The 24,697-nt window shown below is 52.0% G+C and carries 23 protein-coding genes; 7 read left to right on the top strand and 16 right to left on the bottom strand.

All coding sequences use genetic code 11. The features are described 5' to 3' along the window. Nucleotides 1–53: 53 nt before the first annotated feature. Together ACRDCA_RS19060 and ACRDCA_RS19055 are read right to left on the bottom strand one after the other, a co-directional pair. Nucleotides 54–1,001: an ABC transporter ATP-binding protein gene (locus tag ACRDCA_RS19060; RefSeq protein ID WP_438690927.1), complete on the bottom strand. Its 948-nt coding sequence runs from the start codon at nt 999–1,001 to the stop codon at nt 54–56. Nucleotides 1,002–1,450: 449 nt separating this feature from the next. Continuing rightward, nucleotides 1,451–3,916: a hypothetical protein gene (locus ACRDCA_RS19055; RefSeq protein ID WP_438690926.1), complete on the bottom strand. Its 2,466-nt coding sequence runs from the start codon at nt 3,914–3,916 to the stop codon at nt 1,451–1,453. Between the two features lie 758 nt (nt 3,917–4,674). Here ACRDCA_RS19055 and ttcA point away from each other — a divergent pair. Together ttcA and ACRDCA_RS19045 are read left to right on the top strand one after the other, a co-directional pair. Then, complete coding sequence (gene ttcA / locus ACRDCA_RS19050) at nt 4,675–5,616, top strand: tRNA 2-thiocytidine(32) synthetase TtcA (RefSeq protein ID WP_438690925.1); 942 nt, start codon at nt 4,675–4,677, stop codon at nt 5,614–5,616. 142 nt (nt 5,617–5,758) lie between these two features. Next, nucleotides 5,759–6,157, top strand: a complete 399-nt coding sequence (locus ACRDCA_RS19045) for a VOC family protein (RefSeq protein ID WP_438690924.1) — start codon at nt 5,759–5,761, stop codon at nt 6,155–6,157. Between the two features lie 301 nt (nt 6,158–6,458). Here ACRDCA_RS19045 and zntB read toward each other — a convergent pair whose 3' ends face one another. The 3 genes from zntB to ACRDCA_RS19030 all read right to left on the bottom strand — a co-directional run bounded on the left by zntB (nt 6,459) and on the right by ACRDCA_RS19030 (nt 9,730). Continuing rightward, the gene (gene zntB / locus ACRDCA_RS19040) at nt 6,459–7,442 is read right to left on the bottom strand and encodes a zinc transporter ZntB (protein ID WP_438690923.1); all 984 of its coding nucleotides are present in this window, start codon (nt 7,440–7,442) and stop codon (nt 6,459–6,461) included. Nucleotides 7,443–7,582: 140 nt separating this feature from the next. Next, the gene (locus tag ACRDCA_RS19035; RefSeq protein ID WP_438690922.1) at nt 7,583–9,217 is read right to left on the bottom strand and encodes a peptide ABC transporter substrate-binding protein; all 1,635 of its coding nucleotides are present in this window, start codon (nt 9,215–9,217) and stop codon (nt 7,583–7,585) included. A gap of 162 nt (nt 9,218–9,379) precedes the next feature. After that, nucleotides 9,380–9,730, bottom strand: a complete 351-nt coding sequence (locus ACRDCA_RS19030; RefSeq protein ID WP_438690921.1) for a hypothetical protein — start codon at nt 9,728–9,730, stop codon at nt 9,380–9,382. Nucleotides 9,731–9,878: 148 nt separating this feature from the next. Here ACRDCA_RS19030 and mpaA point away from each other — a divergent pair, with 148 nt between their 5' ends. Next, nucleotides 9,879–10,586, top strand: a complete 708-nt coding sequence (gene mpaA / locus ACRDCA_RS19025) for a murein tripeptide amidase MpaA (RefSeq protein ID WP_438690920.1) — start codon at nt 9,879–9,881, stop codon at nt 10,584–10,586. On the opposite strand, the gene ycjG is transcribed toward mpaA, so the two are convergent. Continuing rightward, nucleotides 10,583–11,554: an L-Ala-D/L-Glu epimerase gene (gene ycjG / locus ACRDCA_RS19020; protein ID WP_438690919.1), complete on the bottom strand. Its 972-nt coding sequence runs from the start codon at nt 11,552–11,554 to the stop codon at nt 10,583–10,585. The genes mpaA and ycjG overlap by 4 nt on opposite strands. Before the next feature lie 167 nt (nt 11,555–11,721). Here ycjG and tpx point away from each other — a divergent pair, with 167 nt between their 5' ends. Then, nucleotides 11,722–12,225: a thiol peroxidase gene (tpx, locus tag ACRDCA_RS19015; RefSeq protein ID WP_025119164.1), complete on the top strand. Its 504-nt coding sequence runs from the start codon at nt 11,722–11,724 to the stop codon at nt 12,223–12,225. Nucleotides 12,226–12,289: 64 nt separating this feature from the next. On the opposite strand, the gene tyrR is transcribed toward tpx, so the two are convergent. Further along, the gene (tyrR, locus tag ACRDCA_RS19010; RefSeq protein WP_438690918.1) at nt 12,290–13,861 is read right to left on the bottom strand and encodes a transcriptional regulator TyrR; all 1,572 of its coding nucleotides are present in this window, start codon (nt 13,859–13,861) and stop codon (nt 12,290–12,292) included. Nucleotides 13,862–14,216: 355 nt separating this feature from the next. Between tyrR and ACRDCA_RS19005 the strand changes: the two genes are divergently transcribed. Continuing rightward, entirely contained in the window at nt 14,217–14,582 is a 366-nt protein-coding gene (locus ACRDCA_RS19005) for a hypothetical protein (protein WP_438690917.1), read from the top strand. 44 nt (nt 14,583–14,626) lie between these two features. Here ACRDCA_RS19005 and ACRDCA_RS19000 read toward each other — a convergent pair whose 3' ends face one another. The 8 genes from ACRDCA_RS19000 to pspA all read right to left on the bottom strand — a co-directional run bounded on the left by ACRDCA_RS19000 (nt 14,627) and on the right by pspA (nt 21,642). Further along, the gene (locus ACRDCA_RS19000; protein ID WP_438690916.1) at nt 14,627–15,910 is read right to left on the bottom strand and encodes an MFS transporter; all 1,284 of its coding nucleotides are present in this window, start codon (nt 15,908–15,910) and stop codon (nt 14,627–14,629) included. A gap of 143 nt (nt 15,911–16,053) precedes the next feature. Continuing rightward, nucleotides 16,054–17,241: a M20 aminoacylase family protein gene (locus tag ACRDCA_RS18995; protein ID WP_438690915.1), complete on the bottom strand. Its 1,188-nt coding sequence runs from the start codon at nt 17,239–17,241 to the stop codon at nt 16,054–16,056. Nucleotides 17,242–17,475: 234 nt separating this feature from the next. Beyond that, on the bottom strand, nt 17,476–18,534 hold the full coding sequence (locus tag ACRDCA_RS18990; protein ID WP_438690914.1) for a TIGR01620 family protein: 1,059 nt from the start codon (nt 18,532–18,534) through the stop codon (nt 17,476–17,478). Further along, nucleotides 18,531–19,928: a YcjX family protein gene (locus tag ACRDCA_RS18985; RefSeq protein ID WP_438690913.1), complete on the bottom strand. Its 1,398-nt coding sequence runs from the start codon at nt 19,926–19,928 to the stop codon at nt 18,531–18,533. Before ACRDCA_RS18985 ends, ACRDCA_RS18990 begins: the two co-directional genes overlap by 4 nt. Then, on the bottom strand, nt 19,909–20,175 hold the full coding sequence (pspD, locus tag ACRDCA_RS18980; protein ID WP_438690912.1) for a phage shock protein PspD: 267 nt from the start codon (nt 20,173–20,175) through the stop codon (nt 19,909–19,911). Before pspD ends, ACRDCA_RS18985 begins: the two co-directional genes overlap by 20 nt. A gap of 88 nt (nt 20,176–20,263) precedes the next feature. Beyond that, entirely contained in the window at nt 20,264–20,692 is a 429-nt protein-coding gene (pspC, locus tag ACRDCA_RS18975; protein ID WP_438690911.1) for an envelope stress response membrane protein PspC, read from the bottom strand. Beyond that, a complete protein-coding gene (gene pspB / locus ACRDCA_RS18970; protein ID WP_021182064.1) occupies nt 20,692–20,919 on the bottom strand; it encodes an envelope stress response membrane protein PspB in 228 nt (75 codons plus the stop codon). The genes pspC and pspB overlap by 1 nt, the downstream gene beginning before the upstream one ends. 57 nt (nt 20,920–20,976) lie before the next feature. Continuing rightward, nucleotides 20,977–21,642, bottom strand: coding sequence for a phage shock protein PspA (gene pspA, locus ACRDCA_RS18965; protein ID WP_025119173.1), 666 nt, complete (start codon nt 21,640–21,642; stop codon nt 20,977–20,979). Nucleotides 21,643–21,826: 184 nt separating this feature from the next. On the opposite strand from pspA, the gene pspF reads away from it, so the two are divergent. Beyond that, entirely contained in the window at nt 21,827–22,831 is a 1,005-nt protein-coding gene (gene pspF / locus ACRDCA_RS18960) for a phage shock protein operon transcriptional activator (protein ID WP_438690910.1), read from the top strand. Here the strand turns inward: pspF and ACRDCA_RS18955 are convergent. Further along, complete coding sequence (locus ACRDCA_RS18955; protein ID WP_438690909.1) at nt 22,828–23,721, bottom strand: LysR family transcriptional regulator; 894 nt, start codon at nt 23,719–23,721, stop codon at nt 22,828–22,830. The two genes, pspF and ACRDCA_RS18955, sit on opposite strands and share 4 nt — an antisense overlap. 88 nt (nt 23,722–23,809) lie before the next feature. Here ACRDCA_RS18955 and ACRDCA_RS18950 point away from each other — a divergent pair, with 88 nt between their 5' ends. Continuing rightward, complete coding sequence (locus tag ACRDCA_RS18950) at nt 23,810–24,586, top strand: NAD(P)H-dependent oxidoreductase (protein ID WP_438690908.1); 777 nt, start codon at nt 23,810–23,812, stop codon at nt 24,584–24,586. The last annotated feature ends 111 nt before the right edge of the window (nt 24,587–24,697 follow it).

The raw sequence follows: 24,697 nt of genomic DNA, 5'->3' as shown, positions 1-24,697 counted from the left end.
CCCAATGGTTTATAATCTCAGATTTGACACATCAGACCGCAGAATCACAAAAATTAATTCAAATCAACTCCGGTTACCGCAATAAAAACATCCTCTAGCGTGGGCACATATTCACGTTGTCGTTCTATAGCAAAACTATCATTGCCTATCAACTTTGTTACCTGGGCTAAACGATCCTTGGTATAAACAACATGAGCCCCATCGACACTCAATTCGGAAATCAGCGATGGTCTGAGGACATCATCTAAAGTTGACAACTTATCTTTAAAAAGATCCATATTTTTAATGGGCACGCTTATCTGGTGTTTGGGACAATGTTCGTTTATCAACTGCTTCGGCGTCCCCTGTGCCACAATACTCCCTTGATGCACAATCAGTACCTTGTCACTTAACTCTGTTGCCTCACGCATATCATGACTTGACAGTAATACTGCCGAAGGCCGAGTAGACTGCAAACACAATCTTTTAAGATCGTTCCAGACGCAAAGCCGTGCATAGGGATCAAGGCTGCTCGTTGGTTCATCCATGATTAACAATTCCGGCTTAGACAATAACGCTGCATAAACAACCACCTTTCTCAGTTGCCCACCTGATAACTGGCCTATCTTGGTATTCCATAGCTGATCGATATCCAGTTTTTCGCTGAGGTCGCTCTTTTTTGCGTGAATATTATAAGCTGTAGCAATAAGCTTAAGGTATTCGCCCACTTTCAATTTAACGGGTAGCCCCTGGGATTGAAGGACAACGCCCATACGCGCTCTCATTTTCTGATCCAACTGATTGGATTGCTGCCCAAGAACGGTGATCGTCCCCTTATCAACTGTGCGGATACCTAAAATCATTTCTAACAGCGTGGTTTTCCCTGCTCCATTTGGGCCTAGCAGGCAAATAAATTCGCCAGGGTGCACTGTAAAAGATATTTCTTTGATAACCTGATGGTTGCCATAGCTTTTTATCACTCGGTCTAGTGATAAACTTGTTTTTATCTGCAAAGCATTCATGCCACTCTTCCCAAACCATTCTTCATTGTCATTACCTATATGTCGGTTATCACTTCCATGCAGCCTTGTCTATAAATCAGATGGGCAATAGGTATCGGTTCTGATAGATTTCATATTGCAGCCTGAGAGGCTGCAATATGAAAAACCAAAGATATATATTGCCAAAAACAGCAGGGTTTAAAGAAGTCCGTTAACGCTAATGACAGCCATCACAACCACCACCGCCGCCGCCTCCACTTCCGCCAGTGCTGGCTACACTACCCACACTTGAAAATGACCCTATGCACCCTCCTGCCGAAGCAAATGAACTTGCCGATGATAAGCAATCACTTGTGGATGCTCTACTATGAGAAATATCAATTTCCTCTATATAGAGCTCAAACTCTACAGAATGGCTTTTATCTATATCCAGAATATGCCTCATACATCTCTTCCTTTAAATTGATGGGTTAACGATCCAACAACGATAGTTCCTCACGCGTTAGTACGGGTGTTTCAAAAATAAAGGTCACGGCTATACTTAATAGCGCTACTGCAACCATTGAAGCCGCAATAGAAAACACCACGTAATAATCAAGAATAGAAATTCGATATGAAAAATTACCCAACCAAAAAACACTCATTACGATGGAACTGGGTACAGAAAACAGCGCCCCCAAGCAAATCGGCCAAGAGAAACATTTAAGGTAAAATGGAAGAAGCTGACTCACTTTAGCCCCCGTCAAACGGCGTATAGCAATTTCCCTTTTGCGACTCAGAGTTAAAAAACGCGTAGCCCCATATATTGCAGCAAGAACACCTAATAATGCTATACAACAACTCAGAAGTACCAGACGGCTTACTACCCACATGCTTTTGTTGTAACTCTTATAATAATCAGCCAAGAGATATTTTTTATACTGTATCGTCGGTAGCGTAGCATTCATTACTCGGTCTATCTCACCACTCATTCCCTGTGCATACCTACCATCATATTGTATGACCAGTTTGTTATAAAGCTCAGGTCGTTGATAAATGAGCAACGGAGCAATGGGTTCAATCGGCGGCAGATAGTGGAAATCTTCAACCACTCCACGAATACGTAAGGCAAGATTAATATCATCTGAGTTAAATATTGCCAACGGTTGTTGAACTGTTTCGGCCGGGTTATCAAACCCCAACAGGGTCGCTGCGCTACGATTAATAACAACATTATTTGTCGTCTTTTGCGTTTTACTAGTATCATTCGATACGTACTCCCCAACAAGTAGCTCGACACCTAGCATCGATAGTAACTCAACCTCTGCCGCAACAGCCTGAACCCGATGATTTCTTAAATTAGTGCGGTCATACTGACGCATTTCAATAAATTCAAATTCGTTATCACCCGGGATACTTTTCGTCGCAGCCACTGCATTGACGCCAACAATTGACCTCAACTCACGTTTAATAAGCTCGAGCCGTGGGGCCAGTATGCTACGATCATCAATATCCACAACATACTTATTGTTTAAATTAAAACCCAATGGTTTCTTGACAAGATACTGCTGCTGCATAGCAAAAACGACCAACACCCCTGTCGCAAACAGTCCGCTGGCGAATGCCAAACTACTGAGTACCTTTTGGACTCGCTGTTTAGACACCTTATTGGCACCATACAGACCGACCATTGAAGCAACGATCAGAGATAAACTTACCACGAACACAAAGTAGAATTCAAATTCAAAACCAATGTTATAGTTGATGCTCATTAATCCAAAATATTTGGAAAGCAATGGCGATACCATTTTTCCGAGGAGGATACCAATTAATACTGTCAGCGGTAAAAATATAATAGTCAACCCTATAAATAAACGATAGAAGTAGAATCTAGGTATCCCTATCCTTGTCAGGGAGTTAAACAAGGCCTCCAGTGAGGTGCCAGTTATCGCAAAGCAAAAACAGACAACAACAATACTGGATATGACTAGTAGTATCATCACCGTTGCCAACAACATCAGTGCCGAGGGTGTCACGATTTCAGATAGATTATCATAAATACCTGCTGTCAAACGCGCTTCAATCGCCGAACGTGCAATAAATTCAGGTTGCCACCCACCCAAATTTGGAACGTTTTTTACTAAACTTCCCATAAGAATTGACATATCGCGTTCCTGATTACGAAATGCCCAACGGCTCAATAGACGATTCGTAGGCTGACTATCTGCTGCTTGTTTTATAAAGGTATAAACATTTGGTTTAAACCATTCAACAGGTATTCCCCGCAAACCATCACGATGTATTGTAGACAGGTTTCCTTTCTGGGCATCAACGATTACGATAAGCTTTGGTTGAAATAACGCATTGCCAGGAAATGATTTTATCACTGTTCCAACAGTAAATGTCTTCTCTTTTTTTTCAAGGTTAATTTTAAAGCTTTTTCCCAGCACCGACTCGTTACCTTTGCCAAACAACCTCTCCGCTTCCTCCTGAACAATCAGTGCTTGCCCAGGTTGCAGAAACTTGGGTTGCTTACCTGCAAGCACATCCCAGTTAAATACATCCAGCGTTGTGCCTTCATTTGAGAATGCTGCATCCCGGGTATGGAAAATTTCATCAACCTGAATGTTAGAGCGGATCGGCATAAAAGATGAAACCAGAAAACTCCCCTCAAAACCAGAACGGATCATTGCCGCTAACGGTGCAGGACTGGTAGCCCAAATGCCACTTTCACCACTGACTGGAGAAATCCAACGTGTTTCAATACGCCAGATAGAGCACTGCTGTTTCCGATAACATCCATCGTCCAATTGATAGGCGAGATAGGTAGCCAAGTTAAAAGCCCCGGCAATACAAACAATGGCCGCCACTACCAACACGAATAATAGCCACTGCACATTGATTAAACGTCGGTAGATGAGCGTTGCTGTGCTCTGAAGCAAATTTAAATAAATCATGACTTATCTGGATTTTCCTTATGGTGAATTTTTTCAATATCCTATTGAACTAGATTCATGGACCCATCTCAGTACTCACCATGAAAAGCATTCGCTACCAAATTCACTCGCCCCTGCATCTCAAAAAGAAATTTTACCGCTAACTATATATGGAACACTCTATCTGTTGACTGTTATTTATTCTATTTTACCATCACATTGAATACAAGTGATAATCATTACCATTAGCGTTTTAGTGGGTTTGATCACACTTTTCCATTTTGGTTCACTATTGTGTCAGTGACATAATAATAAACGGCGGCCAATTCATTTATTATGTGAATAAATCATCTTAATTTAACTCGCTTTAATTATACAACGCGTGCCAATCACCCTCATAAATGATCAATGTTCACACGCTTTTGCACACAACATAACGCCCAACGGCCAGCAACAAAAATCATTCTAAAACAAGGCGTATTTATCGTCATAACGCCTTCAGTAACAACGATGCGGACAACCGTAGTGGGTTAGGATAAAGCGCACTTCGCCAGGAAAGGAATACGCTTGTAAGCACTCCGGGTCATACTAACCCAAGCTGAGACCATTAAACCGATGTTAGCCTCCAGGCTGTGATAGAACGTAGAGGGCCTTGGAAGATGGCAAATATGCAGCGATCAAATGAATAATGAACAGATCCCCCCAGAGAATGCTAAACTTGCCCGCTAAAAGTGTCATACCGCCAATGCGCACCCAATTTGAGAACGAGTACGATTTAAATGTCAGAAAATCAAACGATTAGCCAAAAAGAGCAGTACAACCTCAACAAATTGCAAAAACGCCTGCGCCGTAACGTGGGTGAAGCGATCGCGGCCTACAACATGATTGAGGAAGGCGATCGCATCATGGTTTGCCTGTCTGGCGGGAAAGACAGCTACACCATGCTGGAGATCCTGCGCAGTCTGCAAAAAAGCGCTCCGGTGAACTTCTCACTGATCGCGGTAAATCTCGACCAGAAGCAGCCCGGCTTCCCTGAGCATATCCTGCCCGCCTATCTGGAAAGCCTGGGGGTGGAATACAAGATCGTCGAAGAGAACACCTACGGCATCGTGAAGGATAAAATTCCAGAAGGTAAAACCACCTGCTCCCTGTGCTCGCGTCTGCGCCGCGGTATCCTTTACCGTACCGCTACCGAACTGGGTGCTACCAAGATTGCCCTTGGCCATCACCGCGACGACATTCTACAAACGCTGTTCCTTAACATGTTCTACGGCGGCAAGCTGAAAGGTATGCCACCCAAGTTGATGAGCGACGATGGCAAACACGTGGTGATCCGTCCGCTGGCCTACTGCCGCGAGAAAGACATCGAGCGTTTCTCGGTTGCGAAAGAATTCCCGATTATCCCGTGCAACCTGTGTGGTTCTCAGCCTAACCTGCAACGTCAGGTGATCGGCGATATGCTGCGCGACTGGGACAAACGCTACCCAGGCCGTATTGAAACCATGTTCAGCGCCATGCAGAACGTGGTGCCTTCGCACCTGTGCGATACCGAGCTGTTTGACTTCAAAGGTATTCACCACGGCAGCGAAGTGGTCGATGGTGGCGATTTGGCTTTTGACCGTGAAGATATTCCGCTGCAACCGGTAGGTTGGCAGCCGGAAGACGCGGATGATAACGGTTCACCCACGTTTGAACGCCTGAACGTGTTGGAAATCAAATAGTCCCGTCCCTTCTCCGCCTGCCCCGCAGGCGGAGGTTTTCCCCACGCAATTTTCGATCCTGTTCACAATTCACACATAAAATACCTGACAGTGCGGTTTTTACCTTATACTGTGTTTTTATACAGCCATAAGGAGACCGACGATGAACATCACCCCTTGCCTTTCCCACGTATCGCTGGGAACCAACAACTTTGATGCCGCTGCACAATTTTACGACCAGGTTCTTGGCGCTCTGGGCTGTCGACGTGTAATGGAACATCCTGGTGCTATCGGTTATGGCCGTGACTATCCCGAGTTTTGGCTGCAAGTGCCGATAGACGGTAAACCCGCCTGTACCGCCAACGGCGTGCATATTGGTTTCTTCGCCACCAGCAAACAGCAGGTTGATGAGTTTTATCAGCAGGCGGTCGCCGCTGGGGCACAGGGCGACGGTGAACCGGGTTCACGCCCCCATTACGGTGCCGCCTATTACGGCTGTTTTGTGCGCGATCTGGATGGGCATAAGATAGAAGCCAGCTTCTGGGATGAAAGCGCAGCTTAATCTGATAAGGGCGCGGATCGGGCGCAGCATGTGAACTGACCCCAAGTGGTTAATGGAATTACGAAGCTTAGGAAGGATAGAACGAAGGAAAAAGCATAAAAAAATGCCGGTGGTTAGACCGGCATCGTATTGAATTAAATGTGCTATGCAATAATTCTAAAAATAAGAAAGTAAAACAATTATGGAGCGCAACGCCCATCGCTTGACGTTGCATTCACCTGCGAGAGTAAGGATGCCGCAGTTCGCGTTAGCAAATGTTGATACTGCTCAACTTTACTCGTGTTATCGCCACTAATTGTGTTTATAGCCAGCGGCTACGCCGCAGCCACCAGGCAACGCCCCCCACCAATGCCACCAGCATAAAGCAGAAAGAGGCAAACGCCAGTGGGCTACCACTGCCCGGGATGCCCCCCAGGTTGACTCCAAACAGCCCGGTCAAGAAGGTGGTTGGCAGAAAAACCATCGCCATCAGGGACATGGTGTAAGTACGGCGGTTCATGGCCTCGGCCATTACGGTGGTAATTTCATCGGACATGATGGCGGTACGGGCAATGCTGCCATCCAGATCGTCCAGCCCACGCCCCAGGCGGTCGGCTATGTCCTGCATGCGGCGGCGCTCATCGTCATTCATCCAGGGCAGGCGTTCGCTGGCCAAACGTGAAAATACGTCACGCTGCGGTGCCATGTAGCGGCGCAGAACGATCAGTTGTTTACGGATCAGTGCCAGTTGTCCACGCTCTGGAGTCTGCTGTTCCAGCAACGCATCTTCCAGATCGATGATCTTGTCGTGCAGATCCTCGATGAATTCGCTGGTGTGGTCGGTGAGTGCATCTGCGATCTCTACCAGCCAGCTACCGCAATTGGTTGGCCCCCGCCCATTCTGCAATTCATTGACCACCTCATCAATAGAATAAACCTTGCGATGCCGGGTGGAGATAATCATCTTGTCGGTGATGTAGACACGGAACGTCACCAACTGATCGGGCCTTGAATCCGCATTGAAGTTGATGCCACGCAGCGTGATCATGGTCCCTTCACCTAGCCGATACACGCGCGGGCGAGTGCTTTCGCCTGAAAGCGCCTCTCTGACCAAATCAGGGATCAGTGGTGTGGTCGCCAGCCAATCGGCGCTGGCTGGGTGGGTATAGTCCAGATGCAGCCAGCACGGCTCTTCGCTGGTGATCTTATCGGCAGCATCAATAGACGTAGTACCGCCCTTGCCGTCGAGTTGATAGGCATAGACCGCGTCAGGCACCTGTAACTCGCGCCCCTCAATGACATCCATTCAAAACCCTCATTATTTTACCATTGCTACAGAGTCTAGCGTTATTGACCAGGGGATCACAGCAACAAAGCCATAACTGGATCTGAAAATAAAAACCCCCGCGTTGGCGAGGGCTTTGGCAGGCAACATTGCGCTGAACATTAGTGTTTCAGGATGTACATTTCCTGGCTATAGGCAACATCTTCAGGGTTAGTGATCGGATAACCTTTCACCCAAGGTTTGATCAGACGCCCGTTGGTATATTGATAGATTGGGGCAATCGGTGCTTCGGCGGCGATCATCTGCTCGGCCTTGTTATAATCGGCGGTTAACGCCGCAGGCTTGGTCTCGCGGCTGGCGTCGGCCAACAGTTGATCGTATTGCGGGTTGTTGAATTTGGCGATATTCCCGCTGTGTGAAGAGGTCAGCAGCGACAGGAAGGTCGAAGCCTCGTTGTAATCGCCAACCCAAGAGGCACGCACCACGTCGAAATTACCGGTGTTGCGGCTGTCGATATAGGTTTTCCACTCCTGATTTTGCAATTTAACATCTACACCCAGGGTTTTCTTCCACATCGACGCCACGGCAATGGCAATCTTTTGGTGGCTCTCCGAGGTGTTATACAGCAGGGTCAACTTCAGGGGATGGTTCGGGCCGTAACCCGCCGCCTGCATCAGAGCCTTGGCTTGCTCGTTCAGCTCTTCCTGAGACTGTTGCTGCAACAGGCTGGTTTCCGGCTTAAAGCCAGCGGTGACATCCGGCGTGAAGTGATAGGCCGGTTTCTCGCCGGTACCTAACACTTTCTCAGCAATGACCTTGCGATCGATAGCGTAAGACAACGCTTTACGCACCCGTACGTCATTGGTTGGCGCGCGCTGGGTATTGAAGGCGTAGTAATAGGTGCCGAGCTGATCCGGTGTGTAAACCTGGTCTGGAATATCCTTCAACAGTTTCTGGTACATGTTTTTCGGGAAGGATTCGGTAATATCGATGTCACCAGCCTGATAGCGCTTGGTCGCGTTGGATTCCTGGTTGATGGGCACAAAGGTCACCTTGGTCAACACGGTGTGCTTATGATCCCAATAATGGTTGTTCGGCACCAGCACCAGCTTTTCGTTAACCACGCGCTCTTGCAGTTTGAATGCGCCGTTACCGACCAGATTGCCCACCTTGGTCCAATCGTTGCCATATTGCTCAACCACGGCTTTAGGCACGGGGAACAGGCTGAAATTCGCCGTCAGGCTGACAAAGTAAGGCACCGGCTTGTTCAGTTGAACTTTTAACGTATGGTCGTCCACCGCCACCACGCCCAGCTTATCAATGGGCAACTTGCCGGCGATAATCTCTTCGGCATTCTGGATGCCGGCTAGCTGGGCAAACCAGGCAAATGGCGACAGGCTTTTCGGATCGACCAACCGCTGCCAGCTGTAAACAAAGTCTTTCGCCGTGACAGGGTCACCGTTTGACCAGCGGGCATCTTTACGCAGGGTGAAAATATAGGTTTGGTTATCCGAGGTTTGCCAACGCGTGGCAACGCCAGGGATCACTTTGCCATGCGCATCCTGATTCACCAGCCCTTCAAACAGATCGCGGGCAACCTGCGCTTCTGGCAGGCCTACGGCCTTGATCGGATCGAGCGAAGCTGGCTCATCTTTGATATGCCGCACGATCTCCTGTTTCTCCGCCAGCACGGTACCTGGGGGAACCTGGGCAGCCACTGCGCCGCCAATACTTGCGCTGATGGTGAGTGCGCAAAGCGTTAAACGAAAACTCGCCACAATTGTTTTTCTCGTCATTATTGATATGCCCCAGTTAACCCTATGAATTTTTTATCATATAGCACAAGGCTGTCCGCCACCTATAGCCCGACGTAACAAGAATGTAAAAAGTGGATGTTTGATCCAAAAAAAAAGCCCACAGGCGTTATCGGCACTGTGAGCTGATGTGGTCAGACGAGATCAGTCGTAAAGATGAATACTGGCGATCTTGTAGCTGAACTCTTCGCCTTCTTCTTCATCGAAGATGGTGAAATAGCCTTTCTCTACCAGCGGGTTGAGCTGGATATCGGTCTTTTGCAGCTGGCGGGATTCGGCGTCGTCAAAACCATAGTCGAGGTAAAACTCCCCTTTCTGATGATCCACGTGCAGGGTGAACGGATAGTTGGACTCGTCACCGCGTCCGTCGTCGTTTTTCACCACACCAAACCACTCACCCTGACGGATCTGGTTTTCTTCATCCACGCCGCACAGTAGGGTGATGGTGTCTTTTTCGTTTTCGCTGTAATGCGCAACTACTCTGGCAACTGGCATGTTAAATCCTCTTTATTGTTAGCTATCTGCCGATAGTATAACAATCGGCGTCACTTTATTCGCTTAACCCACTGGGAAAGATCGCCCAAAGCGTAATAGACTGAATCACATCGCAATCATTTCTGACTTTGGCATACAGGGAACCCCCATGATCCAACACAGACCGCGCAGTGAGCGTGGCCAACTGGCAGTTGCAGGTGAAACTTACGGTAAATCGATGTTAGGTGCCCCGCTGTTGTATTTCCCAGCGGCCAAAAGCGGTCCGGATACCGGGTTGGTGATTGCAGGCACCCACGGTGACGAAACGGCCGCCGTGGTAACGTTATCCTGCGCATTACGCAGTATCTCCCCCGCCCAACTGCGCCATCATGTGATCCTGGCGGTCAACCCGGATGGTTGCCAACTGGGGTTGCGCTCCAATGCCAACGGCGTCGATCTGAACCGCAACTTCCCGTCTGCCAACTGGCGATCTGGCGATACGGTCTACCGTTGGAACAGTGCAGCAGAGGCTCGCGACGTGCGGCTGTCAACCGGTGGCAGGCCCGGTTCAGAACCGGAAACTCAGGGGCTGTGCCATTTGATCCATCGCCTGAAACCACGCTGGGTGGTGTCCTTCCATGAGCCATTGGCCTGCATAGAAGATCCGGATAGCTCCGCGCTGGGCGTCTGGCTGGCCCACAAGTTTGCCCTGCCGCTGGTGACCAGCGTCGGCTATGAAACGCCGGGTTCATTCGGTAGCTGGTGTGCAGACCTGTCGTTGCCCTGCATTACCGCCGAATTCCCACCGATTTCTGCCGACGCCGCCAGTGAAAGCTACCTTGCCGCCATGGTGGAGTTGCTGACCTACTCAGACTAGCGTGAAAGCTCGATCACGCCGCATTCGAAGGCCAAACCTGGTTCTACATCTTTTGCCAGCCAGGTTGGGCCATCGAGATCGACAAAGCGGGCGCCAGGCACCAACGGCAGCGCCGCAGTAATGGCTCTGGAGGTGCAAAGCATGCAGCCAAGCATGATCTCGAAGCCTTGTGCCCGCGCCTGTGCGGCAAGCTGTAGCCCTTCGGTCAGCCCGCCGGTCTTATCCAGTTTGATATTGACCATCTGATATCGCCCCACCAACCGAGGCAGATCGCCGCTGGTGTGGCAACTTTCATCGGCACAAATCGGCAATGGATGGATGAAGTTTTCCAAGGCGCTGTCGTTGCTGGCGGATAAAGGTTGTTCAAGCATTGCCACGCCTAAATCTGCCAGCAGCTGGCAACGCGATGCCAGCCCTTCTGGTTGCCAGGACTCATTGGCGTCGACGATCAGCGTCATTTGTGGCACCGCTGTGCGGATCGCGATCAGCCTTTCGCTGATCAGGTGATCGTCGAGCTTGATTTTCAGCAGCATCGCGCCCTGTTGTTCCAGCTCTTTGGCGGCAAACGCCATCGCTTCCGGCGAGCCGATGCTGAGCGTTTGCGCCATCACAACGCGTTCAGGTGCGCTCATCCCACTCAATTGCCACAGATCTTTGCCAGCCAGGCGACATTCCAAGTCCCACAGCGCCGAATCGACCGCGTTGCGGGCCGCACCGGCAGGCATCAGGCGTTGCAGTTCTTGTCGTGTTGCCCCTTGCGCAATGGCCGTTGACACCTCGGCCAATTGCTCCATCACCGAGGTTTCGCTCTCACCATAACGCGGATACGGAGTGCACTCACCGACACCACGCATACCCTGCTGTTCAATCTCTACCACCACCACTTTGGCTTCAGTCCGGCTGCCGCGTGCGATCACAAAGGCGGTGTGTAACGGCCAGGCTTCAGGGAAAAAACGCATGCTTCTCATAACGGCTCCCGAGCGAAAAAAGCACATAAAGTCAGTCCACTATACCTGCAGTTTACAAACTTTATCTATCCAAGGTGCGATTGTTGACATAAACTGCTTCGAGATTGTGAACCCGGTGTTAATCGGGTTTGCATCATTGTATAAACATCGTAGAAAGGAACCGAGCAATGACTCAGACCGTACATTTTCAAGGCAACCCTGTCACTGTAGCAGGCAAACTGCCACAGCAGGGCGAGCAGGCAAAAAGCTTTACCCTGGTTGCCAAAGACCTGTCAGACGTTGCACTGAGCAGCTTCGTGGGTAAACGCAAAGTCCTGAACATTTTCCCAAGCATTGATACCGGCGTTTGTGCCGCATCGGTGCGTAAATTCAACCAGTTGGCAAGCGGCCTGGATAACACCATGGTGCTGTGTATCTCTGCCGACCTGCCGTTTGCCCAGTCCCGTTTCTGTGGTGCAGAAGGCCTGAACAACGTGGTTACGTTGTCTACCCTGCGCGGCGGTGAATTCAAGCAGGCTTATGGCGTAGAAATCGCCGAAGGTCCATTGGCTGGTCTGACTGCGCGCGCCGTTGTGGTGCTGGATGGTCAGGACAACGTGCTGTATAGCGAGCTGGTGAACGAAATCACCACCGAGCCAGACTATGATGCCGCATTGGCAGCGCTGAAATAAGTCTATAGCAGTCAAAAGCCCGGTGGTTAAGCCGGGCTTTTTTATGTCTGAAAAACGGTGGGGGTTATTCTTCGCTCTCATCGGTGAGCTTGCGGTTGCTCAGCCCATATTCCCGCAGCTTGTTGGCAATTGCCGTATGCGAGACACCGAGGCGTTTAGCCAGTTTGCGGGTGCTGGGATAAGTGCGGTACAGACGTGTCAGCACCGAGCGTTCAAAGCGCTTGCTGATATCATCCAGCGAACCTTCCATCACTTCATCCCCCAGCGCTATCTCCACCTCAAAATCAGGCAGAATGATGTCTTGCGGACGCAGTTCGTAACCATCCGTTTGGGTCAACGCGCGATAAATGGCATTCTTCAATTGCCGCACGTTACCCGGCCAGCCGTATTTGCACAGGAAGCTGTTGAGATCGCTGGCCAGTTTCGGCCTGGCGACCCCTTGCTCATCGGCAAAGCGCGCCACAAACAGCTCGGTGAGTGGCATGATATCCTGCGGGCGTTCGCGCAACGGCGGGATGGTGATGGTCAGCACGTTCAACCGGTAATAGAGATCTTCACGGAATTCACCACGCTGCACCAGTTCGGTCAGGTTTTTCTGTGTGGCACAGATCACCCGCACGTCCACATGCACCTCATGCTCTTCCCCTACCCGGCGGAAGGTACCATCGTTGAGGAAACGCAGTAGTTTGGTTTGCATGCGTGGCGACATCTCGCCAATCTCGTCCAGCAGCACCGAGCCGCCGTTAGCCTGCTCAAAGAAGCCCTTCTTGCCTTCCAACGCATTCGGGTAAGCGCCTGGCGCATGGCCAAACAGTTCACTCTCCATCACCTCGTCCGGCAATGCGGCACAGTTAAGCGCCAGGAACGGTTGTTTACCACGCGGGCTACGCAGGTGGCAGGCTCGCGCCAGAATATCTTTCCCGGTGCCGGTATCGCCAACAATCAGCAATGGGGCATCCAGCATGGCCAGTTTGCGCGCCTGCTCCAGCACGTGGCGCATTTTCGGGCTGACGGCGACAATATGGTCAAACTCGGTATCGTCATTCACCGACAGGTTCTGCAACTGGCGGCCCATGCGGGCGGTGGATTTAAGCATCACCACGGCCCCCACGGTGGCATTCTGCTGCTGTTCGTCTTCCAGATAGATCGGGGTGATATCCATCAGGAAATCCTGGCTGCGGATCACCACCCGCTCGGAATGCGGCTTAGTCTCTTCGCTTTCCAGCCAGCGGTTGAAGTTATATCCACCTATCAGTTGAGTTGCCGTCTGATTGCGGATCTTGTCTTCACTGAAGTTGAATAGCGTCTGTGCCGCCGGGTTGGCCAGTTCCACCTTGCCTTTCATATCGATGGAAAATACCGGTTCTGGCATCGATTCCAGCAGCGCACGCAACGCACGGTGCTCACGCTCGGAAGGCATAAAGTTAACGGTGCGCACATCGGTCACACCGCTGATCCGCCGGATTTCTGCCATCAGCGCGCGGAAGGTATCAAAATCCAGCTGGGAAAAATTCAGGTAAATACGGCCGATAGGATCAATTTCGATACCGCGCAGATCGATACCGCGCGAGACCAAAAGATCGAGTAATTCTCGAGTGAGACCGAGACGGTCTTCGCAAAATACTTCCAAACGCATCAGTATTGGCCTTATCTCTGCAAGTGCGGGGGAGGTCTGGTGATGATGATACGCTCTCCCCACGGACGGAAGAAGCGATCTGTCAGCAAAAGTTGACAGAGCTCCAGTTTATCACTGCTTTTGGCGGTTTTAAACGCTACCCAATAACACCATCAGCGTAATTTTAGCCCATTTCCAGAGAGTTATCACATTCAGGATTATTTTGGCAGCGGATTATAATGTCGTCACAGGGGGATATTCTTTCGTCAATCTGTGGTTACAAACCGCGAAAGGGTCACTCGATGGTTACAAATGATAGTAATTCTCGTCTGACTGTTTTATAGTTGCGCGGCGTAACTATAACGGAAAATTAACCATGCGTAGAAAGCATATACTGGCAGCATTCTGCTGCACCACGCTGTTGTTGAGTGCCCCAACCCTGGCGCTGGATCTCTCCTACCAGACACCGGAGCCCAGCATTAAACCTGCACCCGCTCCCAAAAGCACACTGGGGCCCGCAGAAAAGACAGCCAAGCCACCTCTGGCCTGGTCAGAATCAGAAGAGGAAACCGGCTTGCGTGTTGATCTTGAATGCGACCACCCAAGCTGTAGCCGCCCGCACGACAAATCCTATTCGACGCTTAATCGCCCAGTGAAAAAAACCGATCGTCGTCGTCAGTCCGATCCCTACTCCACCAATCAGGATCCTGATTACAGCGTAAACATGGGCTATAAGTGGTAATAGCACTTTAGCCCCTCTCACTGAATAAGGAGAGGGCGGGATAATTAATTGAGCGGCTGCTGGCTGGTTTCCTTGATGTACAGGAAGGCAAACAATGATAAAACGCAGCCTGCAATCACATAGAACGCAGGAGCCGTAACATTGCCGGTTAACTTGATCAGGTAGGAGGAAACCGATAAGGAGAAACCGCCAAAAATCCCTACCGCAACGCTATACACCAGCGAGAGTCCGGTCGTTCTTACCCGTCGTGGGAATATTTCTGGCAGAATGGTGATGGATGGTGAAGCACCAATAATATTGACGATGCTCAATATAATCATAATCACCAACAGCATTTCGACGCTGGGGTGGCTACTGAGTAAATAGAAGGCCGGGTAAATCAGCACAATGATCGCTATTCTTGCCCCACCAATCAGGCGGAGCCTGCCGATCTTATCGGACCACATGCCCGCCAACGGCCCGCCGATCAGCGTAATCAAACCGGCAATGGCACCAATTAACATGCTATAGCTGGTATCCAGCTTTAATATGCTGATGGCATAATTGGGAATATAGAACATGATGATCATATGCGGGATGGTTCCCCCCATCGTCAGCAATATCCCCGCCAAGGTTTCTTTATAATAAGTAGTGATAACTTCCAACAGGGGGATTTTACTGACGCTTTTACTGGCCGTAGGTAAGGTATGAGTGGCGGTTTCTTCCAGTTTAAAGCGAATATACAGCCCCACCGGAACAATCACGATGCCAAACAGGAATGGGATGCGCCAGCCCCAGGCTTGCACACTCGCCTCTGGCATGCAACTGACCAGGATCACCAAGGTCATCGCGGCAAATACGTTACCTGCCCCCTGGCTCGCCACCTGCCATCCGCCGTAAAACCCCCGGTTATGGGGTTTGGCATACTCCACTAACAGAGTGGTTGATGCGCCTAACTCGCCACCAGCGGAAAAGCCCTGTATCAGCCTGGCAAAGCTAATGATGATCGGGGCTGCAATCCCGATACTGTCATAGGACGGGGTGATGCCAATGGTCAGGGTGCTGAGCCCCATCAGCAGGAACGTCAGCGTCATTGCAGGCTTACGCCCTTTTTTATCGGCATAATGCCCGATAACCAATGCCCCCAACGGCCTGGCCAGATAGCCCATACCAAAGATCAGGAAAGTTGTCGCCATGCTGACTAACGGATCGTCGGCAGGAAAATAAGCCTTTGCTATGTAGGTAGCAAAAAATGCGTAGAGCACCAAATCGAAAAACTCTAATCCATTCCCCAACGTCGTCGCCACAATGGCCCTTGCCGGGGACTTTCTTTCCTTGACGCTATCCATGGCCTTTCCTTTTCTGTAGGGGGTTCAGCGCTACGCCCATTTGATTCATACCGCGCCGTCCAGATAAGCGATATTAATTCAGGGTCGAACATACTCGACCCCTACAAATTCAGCAGTATCAGCAAATGATTATTGGCCGAGATTTATTCCTTTAAAAACTCCTGCGCCAGTGCGCTCCAATAGGCGATCCCTCTGATAATGATCGCATCATTAAAGTCGTAGCCAGGGTTATGCACCATGCAGCTATTTTCCCCCTGCCCGTTACCTAATAATAAATAACTGCCCGGACACTGGTTGAGCATAAAGGCAAAATCCTCGCTGCCCATCAAGGGTTCAGGAATATCGATAACCTGCTGCTGATGGTTTTCGCCGATTAGGTTTTGCGCCACCTGCTTGGCAAAGCGGGTCATTTCCGGCTGGTTGACCAATACCGGATAGGTATGATCGTAATCAATATCGATGCTGGCACCAAATGAGGCCGCCTGGGCCGCCACCAGCGTCTTGATGCGCTCTTCCAATCGTTCCCGGACTTGCGGATCCAACGCGCGTACGCTTAATTTTAATACCGCATCGTCGGCGATAACGTTGCTGGCAATGCCGGACTGGAATGAACCGACGGTGATCACACCCGATTCTTGCGCTCCCAGATTACGAGCAATAATCGTCTGCAACGCCATCACGATGCTGGCACCGACGACCACGGCATCAACGGTGCCCTTAGGCATCGCGCCGTGTCCCCCTTTGCCGTGAATGGTGATGGTGACCGTATCGCTGGAAGCCATAAACGCGCCCTCACCAAACACAAACTGCCCTTGCGGGAATCCCGGCATGTTATGCATGGCAAAAACGGCGTCACAAGGGAACTGCTTAAACAACCCATCGTCGATCATCTTCTGGGCACCGGCCAGCCCCTCTTCTGCGGGTTGGAAAATGACGTGCAGAGTGCCATCGAAAGCAGAGTTATCGGCCAGATAATGTGCCGCTCCGAGCAACATGGCAGTGTGTCCGTCATGCCCGCAGGCATGCATGACGCCATCGTGCTGGCTGCTGTAAGGTAATTGCGTATTTTCCAGGATCGGCAGGGCATCCATATCAGCCCGGATGCCCAGCGTGCGGGGGCTACTGCCTCTTTTTAACGTACCCACCAGGCCGGTGATGCCCAGCCCGCGCGTCACCTTATAGCCCCACTCCTCAAGCTTTCTCACCACCAGATCGGCGGTTTGCCGTTCCTCAAACCCTAATTCTGGGTACTGATGAATATGCTGGCGGAGGGTTTGGCTTTCTGCGGCATAGGGTTGGAAGGTTTCTAAATTTGGCTCACGGTGCGACATTTCGCTGCCTCCTGTCCTTGGGATAAGTAATATGCAGATTAACGCTTGGATTGAATATACCGCTTTATCTCACGCTGTCTGCGGCATTTTTCGTGACCTGTCGCTCAAATTAAACATGCAAGCAACCTTTTATTAACAAGTTGTAATCCTTTGATATCTGAGCGGGGAAGTTTTGCCAGCAATCCGAAAGGTTGCCGTGAGGTGGCTGCGCCGCGCTGGCGCAGCCTAGAGGAGTCAGGCTTTGCTTTGGCCCTTTTTCATGGTGTCTTTCAGTTGGTTGACCAATTGGCCACGAAAATCACCCAGTTTTGGCTTGTCGCCTTCTAACCAGGGTAATGGGCGGCATAATTCCATCGCCTTGATGCCCAGGCGCGCCGTCAACAAACCGGCCCCAATGCCTTGCGCGGCTCGTGCTGACAACCGCGCCGCAATATCCTGTGACATCCAATCCATGCCCACTTCCCGCACCAGTTCGGAGGCACCGGCAAAGGCGATATTCAACAATACCAGCCGGAACAGGCGCAGACGGCTGAAATAGCCCAGTTCGATGCCATACAGGGCCGCAATGCGGTTAATCAGGCGAATATTGCGCCAGGCGATAAAGGCCATATCCACCAAGGCCAACGGGCTGACGGCAATCATCAACGTCGACTCTGCGGCCGAACGGCTGATTTCGCGCCGCGCCTGATTATCCAGCACCGGCTGCACCAGCTTGGCATACAGCGCGACCACTTCACGGTCGTTCTGGGTCTCATGCAATGACGCCTGCCAGCGTTGCAATGCCGGGTGCCCTTGATCCAATCCGGCCTGACGCGCCAGCTTTTCACAAAACTCGCGCCCTCTGCCCAAACCGTGGCTGTGCAACAGTTCACGGGCTTCATCGCGTTCTTCCGCCCGTTGGCGTAAGCGATACAGCCTGCGCCATTCCCCCACTACCGAACCGATGCCTGCGAAAACGATCAGCCCACCAGCGATCCCACCACCTAGCGCGATCCAATCCTGCTGCACCCAGGAGGTATGCACCCACTGGACGCCTTGTGCCACCACGCTGACGCCAAACAGCATCAGCCCGGCGTTGACCATTTTGCGCCACAGGCTGCGCTTAGGCTTCAACGCGGCGTTAACGATCCCTTCCGCGCGCCCTTCTTCTTCTTCCTGTTCCAGCTCCGGTGCCGCCGGGTAGAATTTTTCGGCCTGTAATTCGTCAAACTCCAAGCCAGCACGCAGTACCGGTTCTTCCAGCGGCAGCAACGGCTCTGCAAAATCGATACGCGGTTTTAACGGCTCGCTCATCGTAATTTATCTCCCAATAAAAACTCCATCACCGCATCCAGACGGATATGCGGCAACGGGCTGTCAACGCTCATCTGCCGTGGGCGGAACTGGTCAAAGTGGAATCCTTGCTGCTGCCAGAATGCCGGCCCAGGCAAGCGTGCAGGCACTTCGCCGGGGAACACCGTCAACGGCGCACCATCATCCAGGCGATGGCCTTTCAGGGCCGGGATCGGCTGCCCATGATGATCGACAATACCGCTTTCGGTCGCCTGCACCGAGGCCAGTCCGACGCAGTCCATGCTGATGCCTTCAAACGCGGCGTTCTGCCAGGCTTCCTGCACCAGTTGCTGTAACAGTGAAACCAGATTGGCGTGCTGATCGGCGGTTATGTGATCCGCCTTGGTCGCCGCAAACATCAGTTTGTCGATGGTCGGCGAGAACAGGCGGCGAAACAGCGTGCGCTTACCGTAGTGGAAGCTCTGCATCAGCTGTGTCAGCGCTAATCGCATATCGTTGAACGCCTGCGGCCCGCTGTTGAGCGGTTGCAGGCAGTCCACCAGAACGATCTGGCGATCAAATCGCACAAAGTGCTCTTTATAAAACGCCTTGACGATCGACTGGCAATAATAGTTAAAGCGAGCGCGCAGCATGCCAGCGTTGGTCTGCTTGTCTGCCTGTGCCAGGCGAGATTCCCCTACCGCATCGACGTTTGGCCAAGGGAAGAACTGCAACGCCGGCGCACCGGCCATATCCCCCGGCAACACAAAGCGCCCAGGTTGGATAAAGTGCAGCCCCTCGGTCTTGCAGCGCAGCAGATAGTCGGTATAAGCCTGGGCGATCGCCGCCAGCTTGTTTTCATCCGCCGGGGCCAGCGGATCGAGATCTTTGCACAATGCCAGCCAAGGCTCGGCCCAGCGTGCGCGGTCACCCTGCAATAGCCCGGCCATCTGCCGTGACCAGGCCAGGTAATCCTGTTCCAGCATCGGCAAATCCAGCAGCCATTCGCCGGGATAGTCGACAATTTCCAGATACAGCGTGGAGGTTTCTTTAAAATGGCGCAGCAGCGAATCGTTGGAACGGTAGCGTAGCGCCAGGCGGATTTCGCTGACTCCTCGCGTTGGCGTTGGCCAGCTTGGCGGATCGCCATACAGCTGTGCCAGACCTTCGTCGTAGGTAAAACGCTGAATACCGAGATCGCGTTGAGGGATACGCTTCACGCCCAGCAGGCGTTCTTCCCGCACCGGGGAAAACAGCGGCATACGCGCGCCGCTGTGAACATGAAGTAATTGATTGACCAATCCGGTGATAAACGCCGTCTTACCGCTACGGCTCAAGCCGGTCACTGCCAGACGCAGATGGCGATCCATCCCGCGATTGACCAGCGACGTTAACTCATTTTGCAGTCGTTTCATTTTTCTCCTTCGCATAACGCCCGAAAACCTTGTTCAACCCTTTGCGAAACAGCGGTTCCAGCAACAGGGCCAGCACGTAACGCAGCGGCTTGCGGCTGACGGTTTTCAGCAGCCAGGCGGTTGCACCCGCCGGGCCATAGCTCATTAACGCTATGATGATGACTTTAGACAAGGTCTTCAACAATGCACCGACTCCCCACTTTGGTGAAGCGCTTTTTGGCGCATTAATCGCAAAGGATTTACTCATGGCGGATGCCCTCTGGCAAATGTTGGGGGAAAATTCGGTGCAATGCCTGACCTGCGGCTCGCGCAGGCCCATGCATCGTCAAGTGAGGTTACAGATGGCGAAAGCGGCTCTGTACGCCGAAGGTATCAGACGTGACGTAGCGTTCGACTTTGCGCAATTGCTGCTCCCCGCTACTCAGTTCATATTCCAGCCTATCGAGCAACTGGCGAGGTGTCGTTTGATGTTCGTCTTGATAACGGCTGGCTGGAGCTTCATCGAGCACGAAAACCAGGGCGATATAGGCGATCACCGTGATGAAAAACAGCCCGAAGAACAGCGACAGCACGGCAATCACCCGAATCAAACGCACGGGGACGTCAAAATAGTGGGCAAGGCCAGCGCAAACGCCCTTCACCATGCCTTCTTCTGGCACACGGTACAGTTTTTTACTGCCTAGCGTGTTGCCCTGGAATGAACGGCTATCATCGCTGTAGTGAGCACGATCGCCATACTTTCCACGGTCCTGGTCTCTTCTCATTACGACTGCCTCCAATTCGGGTGTTCCGCATCAAGAATGTCTTCCAACGCCTGAATACGATCGCGCATCCGTGAGGCCTGTTCCGCCAGTTGCGTCAGACGTTGCATCTCCTGATGACTCAGTTGAACGCCGCTCTGTTGCCGGTTGCTATAATGCAACCAAAGCCAAATCGGTGCGACAAACAACACGAAGATTGTCAACGGGATGGCAAGTAATAGAGCACTCATTTCAATTCCTTCTTGTTGGCCGTAGTGTGGCGGCCACGCTGGGTGGCCGCTTGAGCATTATTCCGGGCGGTTCATCTTGGCTTTCATTGCCGCCAGTTGCTCACTGATGGCGTCGTCCGCTTGCAGTTCGGCAAACTCCTGATGCAGGCTTTTCTTTTTGCCTATGCTGACGCTTTCCGCCTCGGCTTCCATATGGTCGATACGGCGCTCAAACTGCTCAAAACGCGCCATCGCCTCATCCAGTTTACCGCTGTCCAGTTGGCGGCGCACATCCCGTGAAGAAGAAGCTGCCTGATGGCGCAGCGTTAATGCCTGCTGGCGTGCACGCGTTTCGGTCAGCTTGTTTTCCAGCTCGCCAATTTCACTCTTCATACGGGCCAGCGTTTCTTCTACTGTAGCCACTTCCTGGCTCAGGGTGGCGATCAAGTCGGCCACTTTCTGTTTTTCGATCAACGCCGCTCGGGCCAGATCTTCTTTATCTTTACGCAGCGCCAGTTCGGCTTTTTCCTGCCAGTCGCTGATCTGGTTTTCACCCTGCTCAATGCGACGCAGCAGCTGCTTTTTCTCCGCCAGGGCACGCGCTGAGGTAGAGCGCACTTCAACCAGCGTGTCTTCCATTTCCTGGATCATCAACCGCACCAGCTTTTGCGGATCTTCTGCTTTATCGAGCAGAGTATTGATGTTGGCGTTCACGATGTCGGCAAAACGAGAAAAGATACCCATAATTTACTTCCTCTTGGTTCTGAAGGCGTCTGAAGCGCCGAGTTAAGTTATACAACTTGCCCAGATAGTTAATCAAGAAGCGTGCCAACTTTTATTTTATTGAAAAACAACGATTATTTATTTTTGACTCTCGCCACGCTTGCTGTAGAGTGAGTGTTTTCACCAAACATTGGCAAATTTCATCATGAGCGAACCGTTAGAGAACCTGTTGGGCGAGGCCAATGCCTTTGTTGAGGTGCTGGAGCAAGTTTCACAACTGGCCAAACTCAACAAACCGGTATTGGTGATCGGCGAGCGCGGCACCGGTAAGGAGCTGATCGCCCACCGTTTGCATTACCTTTCCAACCGCTGGCAAGGGCCGTTTATTTCCCTCAACTGTGCGGCGCTGAATGAAAACCTGCTGGACTCGGAGCTGTTCGGCCATGAGGCTGGCGCTTTTACCGGCGCACAGAAGCGCCACCTTGGCCGCTTTGAACGAGCGGACGGCGGCACTCTGTTCCTGGATGAATTGGCCACCGCACCGATGCTGGTGCAGGAGAAGCTGTTGCGGGTGATTGAATACGGTCATCTGGAGCGCGTGGGCGGTAGCCAGCCGCTGCGGGTGGATGTTCGGTTAGTGTGTGCCACCAATGACGATCTGCCTGCGCTGGCTGCTGCCGGTAAATTCCGTGCCGACCTGCTGGATCGCCTGGCATTCGATGTGGTGCAACTGCCGCCGCTGCGCCAACGCCAGCAGGACATCATGTTGCTGGCAGAGCATTTCGCCATTCAGATGTGCCGCGAGCTGTCGCTGGCGCTGTTCCCCGGTTTCAGTGAACATGCGCGGGAGACGCTGCTTGATTATTCCTGGCCGGGTAACGTGCGTGAACTGAAAAACGTGGTGGAGCGTTCCGTTTACCGCCATGGTTCTAGCGAGGATGAGCTGGATGAGATTATCATCAACCCCTTTGCCAAGCGCCCAGAACCGCTTGCAGAGGCAGCCGTGCCAACCGGTGATTTACCCGCTTTGCCGCTGGATTTCAAAAGCTGGCAGCATCAGCAAGAGAAAAGCTTACTGGAAATGGCGCTGAAACAGGGCCGCTTTAATCAGCGTAAAGCCGCCGAACTGCTGGGGTTAACCTATCACCAACTGCGCGGCATGTTGAAAAAGCATGCGCTGATGCAAGGTAGCGATGGTGAGAGCACTTAAACCGACTGGGCGATCAGCTCGCGTAGCCATTGATGAGCGGGATCGCGATGCGAACGCTCATCCCACAGCATTGCCAATTCATAGCCAGGGATCACCACCGGGGGTTCAGCAATCTGAATATCAGAGCTGTCGCGCACCAGACGTTCCGGCAGCATCGCCACCAAATCCGTCTTGCCGATCACCGATTTCACAAACAGAAAATGCGGGACAGAAAGTACCACCCGGCGCGCCAGTCCAACCTCCTCCAGCGTTTGATCGGTGATGCCGCTAAATCCCCCGCCGTTTGGCGACACCACCACATGCTCCAGTTGCTTAAATTGCGCCAGCGTCACAGGCGTTTGTAATGCGGGATGACCGATGCGGCCCACCAGCACATATTTCTCCTTGAACAGTACGCGCTGACGCATCCCCGGCGGCGCACAGTCCTGAGTGTGAAAGGCCAGATCGATCTCCCCCATCTCCGCCTGCCGGGCAATCCTGGCCGGCACCATCTCCAACACCGCCAACCGGCTGTTGGGGGCCGCCTGACGCAGCTGTGCCATCGCAGGCAGCAGCGCGGTGGATTCCCCATAGTCAGTAGCGGCAACGCGCCAGGTGATATTCGTGGTCGCCGCCTCAAAAGGACTGGCCGGTGAAACGGTTTGTTCGAGCACTTCCAGCGCCAGCCGCAAAGGTTCGCGCAGTGCCTCCGCTCGGGCAGTTGGCCGCATTCCTCTTGGCCCCGGTAGCAGCAGCGGATCGTCAAAAAACTCCCTCAGCTTGGCCAGATGTGTACTCACCGAAGGCTGAGATAGCGACATTCGCTCCGCCGCGCGCGTGACGTTATGCTCCATCAGCAACACATCCAGCGTCACCAGCAGATTGAGATCCAACCTTCCGAAATTACTCATACCAATACCTGCCATTATTTAAATCAATTTTAACTATACCTGGCAGCAAACTACTCTGTTCCTCTCTTTTCAGCAATGGAACACAATCATGAATATTCTGCTGGTCTACGCTCATCCAGAAGCCCTATCGCTTAACGGCTCACTGAAAAATTTTGCGGTCAAACATCTGGAGGACGCCGGGCATCAGGTACAGGTTTCCGATCTGTACGCCATGAAGTGGAAAGCAGCCCTGGATGGCAACGACCGTACGGATCGGGACAGCGCTGCGCGCTTTAATCCGGCGAAGGATTCCAGGATCGCGCTGGAGCAAGGGACGCAAAGCGCCGATATTGCGCGGGAGCAGGAGAAGTTACTCTGGGCCGATACCGTGATCCTCCAATTCCCACTGTGGTGGTTTTCGATGCCAGCCATCCTCAAGGGTTGGGTAGAGCGCGTTTATGCCTATGGCTTCGCGTATGGCGTCGGTGAGCACTCGGATAAACATTGGGGAGATCGTTACGGCGAAGGTACGCTGGCCGGAAAACGGGCCATGCTGCTGGTGACGACCGGCGGATGGGAACCTCATTACAGCCCGCGCGGTATCAACGGCCCAATAGAGGATATTCTGTTCCCTATTCATCATGGCATCCTGTTTTACCCTGGCTTTGACGTGTTGCCGCCGTTTGTGGCGTACCGTACCGATCGCTTCGACGAGGCGAAATTCCCCGAACTGTGTGCAGCTCTGGGGGAACGGTTGGATACACTGGCAACTACCGAGCCGTTGCCCTTCCGTCAACAAAACGCGGGGGATTATGATATTCCACAATTGACGCTACGGGAGGAGATCGCCCCAGGGCGTGCCGGCTTTGCCGCTCACCTGAAATAAAGGCAAAAAAAAGCCAGCACCCGAGCTGGCTAAATAAACACTGGAAGCAATGTGAGCAATGTCGTGCCTTCCACAAAGGGCCACAAGGTGTGGCCCTCCGTGAACTGCCAA

The sequence above is a fragment of the Serratia sp. (in: enterobacteria) genome, from assembly GCF_051654945.1.
In the GTDB taxonomy this organism is placed as follows: Bacteria; Pseudomonadota; Gammaproteobacteria; order Enterobacterales; family Enterobacteriaceae; genus Chania.
The sequence above is the reverse complement of the archived record's forward strand: the minus strand, read 5'-3'. Positions and strand labels throughout refer to the sequence as shown.

Excerpts from the sequence above, each read along its gene's own strand:
- mpaA (WP_438690920.1), top strand. The coding sequence starts at position 9,879 with ATGATCCAACACAGACCGCGCAGTGAGCGTGGCCAACTGGCAGTTGCA.
- tyrR (WP_438690918.1), bottom strand. The coding sequence starts at position 13,861 with ATGCGTTTGGAAGTATTTTGCGAAGACCGTCTCGGTCTCACTCGAGAA.
- ACRDCA_RS19055 (WP_438690926.1), bottom strand. The coding sequence starts at position 3,916 with ATGATTTATTTAAATTTGCTTCAGAGCACAGCAACGCTCATCTACCGA.
- pspC (WP_438690911.1), bottom strand. The coding sequence starts at position 20,692 with ATGAGAAGAGACCAGGACCGTGGAAAGTATGGCGATCGTGCTCACTAC.
- ACRDCA_RS19005 (WP_438690917.1), top strand. The coding sequence starts at position 14,217 with ATGCGTAGAAAGCATATACTGGCAGCATTCTGCTGCACCACGCTGTTG.
- ACRDCA_RS19035 (WP_438690922.1), bottom strand. The coding sequence starts at position 9,217 with ATGACGAGAAAAACAATTGTGGCGAGTTTTCGTTTAACGCTTTGCGCA.
- ACRDCA_RS19000 (WP_438690916.1), bottom strand. The coding sequence starts at position 15,910 with ATGGATAGCGTCAAGGAAAGAAAGTCCCCGGCAAGGGCCATTGTGGCG.
- pspB (WP_021182064.1), bottom strand. The coding sequence starts at position 20,919 with ATGAGTGCTCTATTACTTGCCATCCCGTTGACAATCTTCGTGTTGTTT.
- ACRDCA_RS18990 (WP_438690914.1), bottom strand. The coding sequence starts at position 18,534 with ATGAGCGAGCCGTTAAAACCGCGTATCGATTTTGCAGAGCCGTTGCTG.
- ycjG (WP_438690919.1), bottom strand. The coding sequence starts at position 11,554 with ATGAGAAGCATGCGTTTTTTCCCTGAAGCCTGGCCGTTACACACCGCC.
- zntB (WP_438690923.1), bottom strand. The coding sequence starts at position 7,442 with ATGGATGTCATTGAGGGGCGCGAGTTACAGGTGCCTGACGCGGTCTAT.
- ACRDCA_RS18985 (WP_438690913.1), bottom strand. The coding sequence starts at position 19,928 with ATGAAACGACTGCAAAATGAGTTAACGTCGCTGGTCAATCGCGGGATG.
- pspF (WP_438690910.1), top strand. The coding sequence starts at position 21,827 with ATGAGCGAACCGTTAGAGAACCTGTTGGGCGAGGCCAATGCCTTTGTT.
- tpx (WP_025119164.1), top strand. The coding sequence starts at position 11,722 with ATGACTCAGACCGTACATTTTCAAGGCAACCCTGTCACTGTAGCAGGC.
- pspD (WP_438690912.1), bottom strand. The coding sequence starts at position 20,175 with ATGAGTAAATCCTTTGCGATTAATGCGCCAAAAAGCGCTTCACCAAAG.
- ACRDCA_RS18955 (WP_438690909.1), bottom strand. The coding sequence starts at position 23,721 with ATGAGTAATTTCGGAAGGTTGGATCTCAATCTGCTGGTGACGCTGGAT.
- ACRDCA_RS19060 (WP_438690927.1), bottom strand. The coding sequence starts at position 1,001 with ATGAATGCTTTGCAGATAAAAACAAGTTTATCACTAGACCGAGTGATA.
- ACRDCA_RS19030 (WP_438690921.1), bottom strand. The coding sequence starts at position 9,730 with ATGCCAGTTGCCAGAGTAGTTGCGCATTACAGCGAAAACGAAAAAGAC.
- ACRDCA_RS18995 (WP_438690915.1), bottom strand. The coding sequence starts at position 17,241 with ATGTCGCACCGTGAGCCAAATTTAGAAACCTTCCAACCCTATGCCGCA.
- ACRDCA_RS18950 (WP_438690908.1), top strand. The coding sequence starts at position 23,810 with ATGAATATTCTGCTGGTCTACGCTCATCCAGAAGCCCTATCGCTTAAC.
- ttcA (WP_438690925.1), top strand. The coding sequence starts at position 4,675 with ATGTCAGAAAATCAAACGATTAGCCAAAAAGAGCAGTACAACCTCAAC.
- pspA (WP_025119173.1), bottom strand. The coding sequence starts at position 21,642 with ATGGGTATCTTTTCTCGTTTTGCCGACATCGTGAACGCCAACATCAAT.
- ACRDCA_RS19045 (WP_438690924.1), top strand. The coding sequence starts at position 5,759 with ATGAACATCACCCCTTGCCTTTCCCACGTATCGCTGGGAACCAACAAC.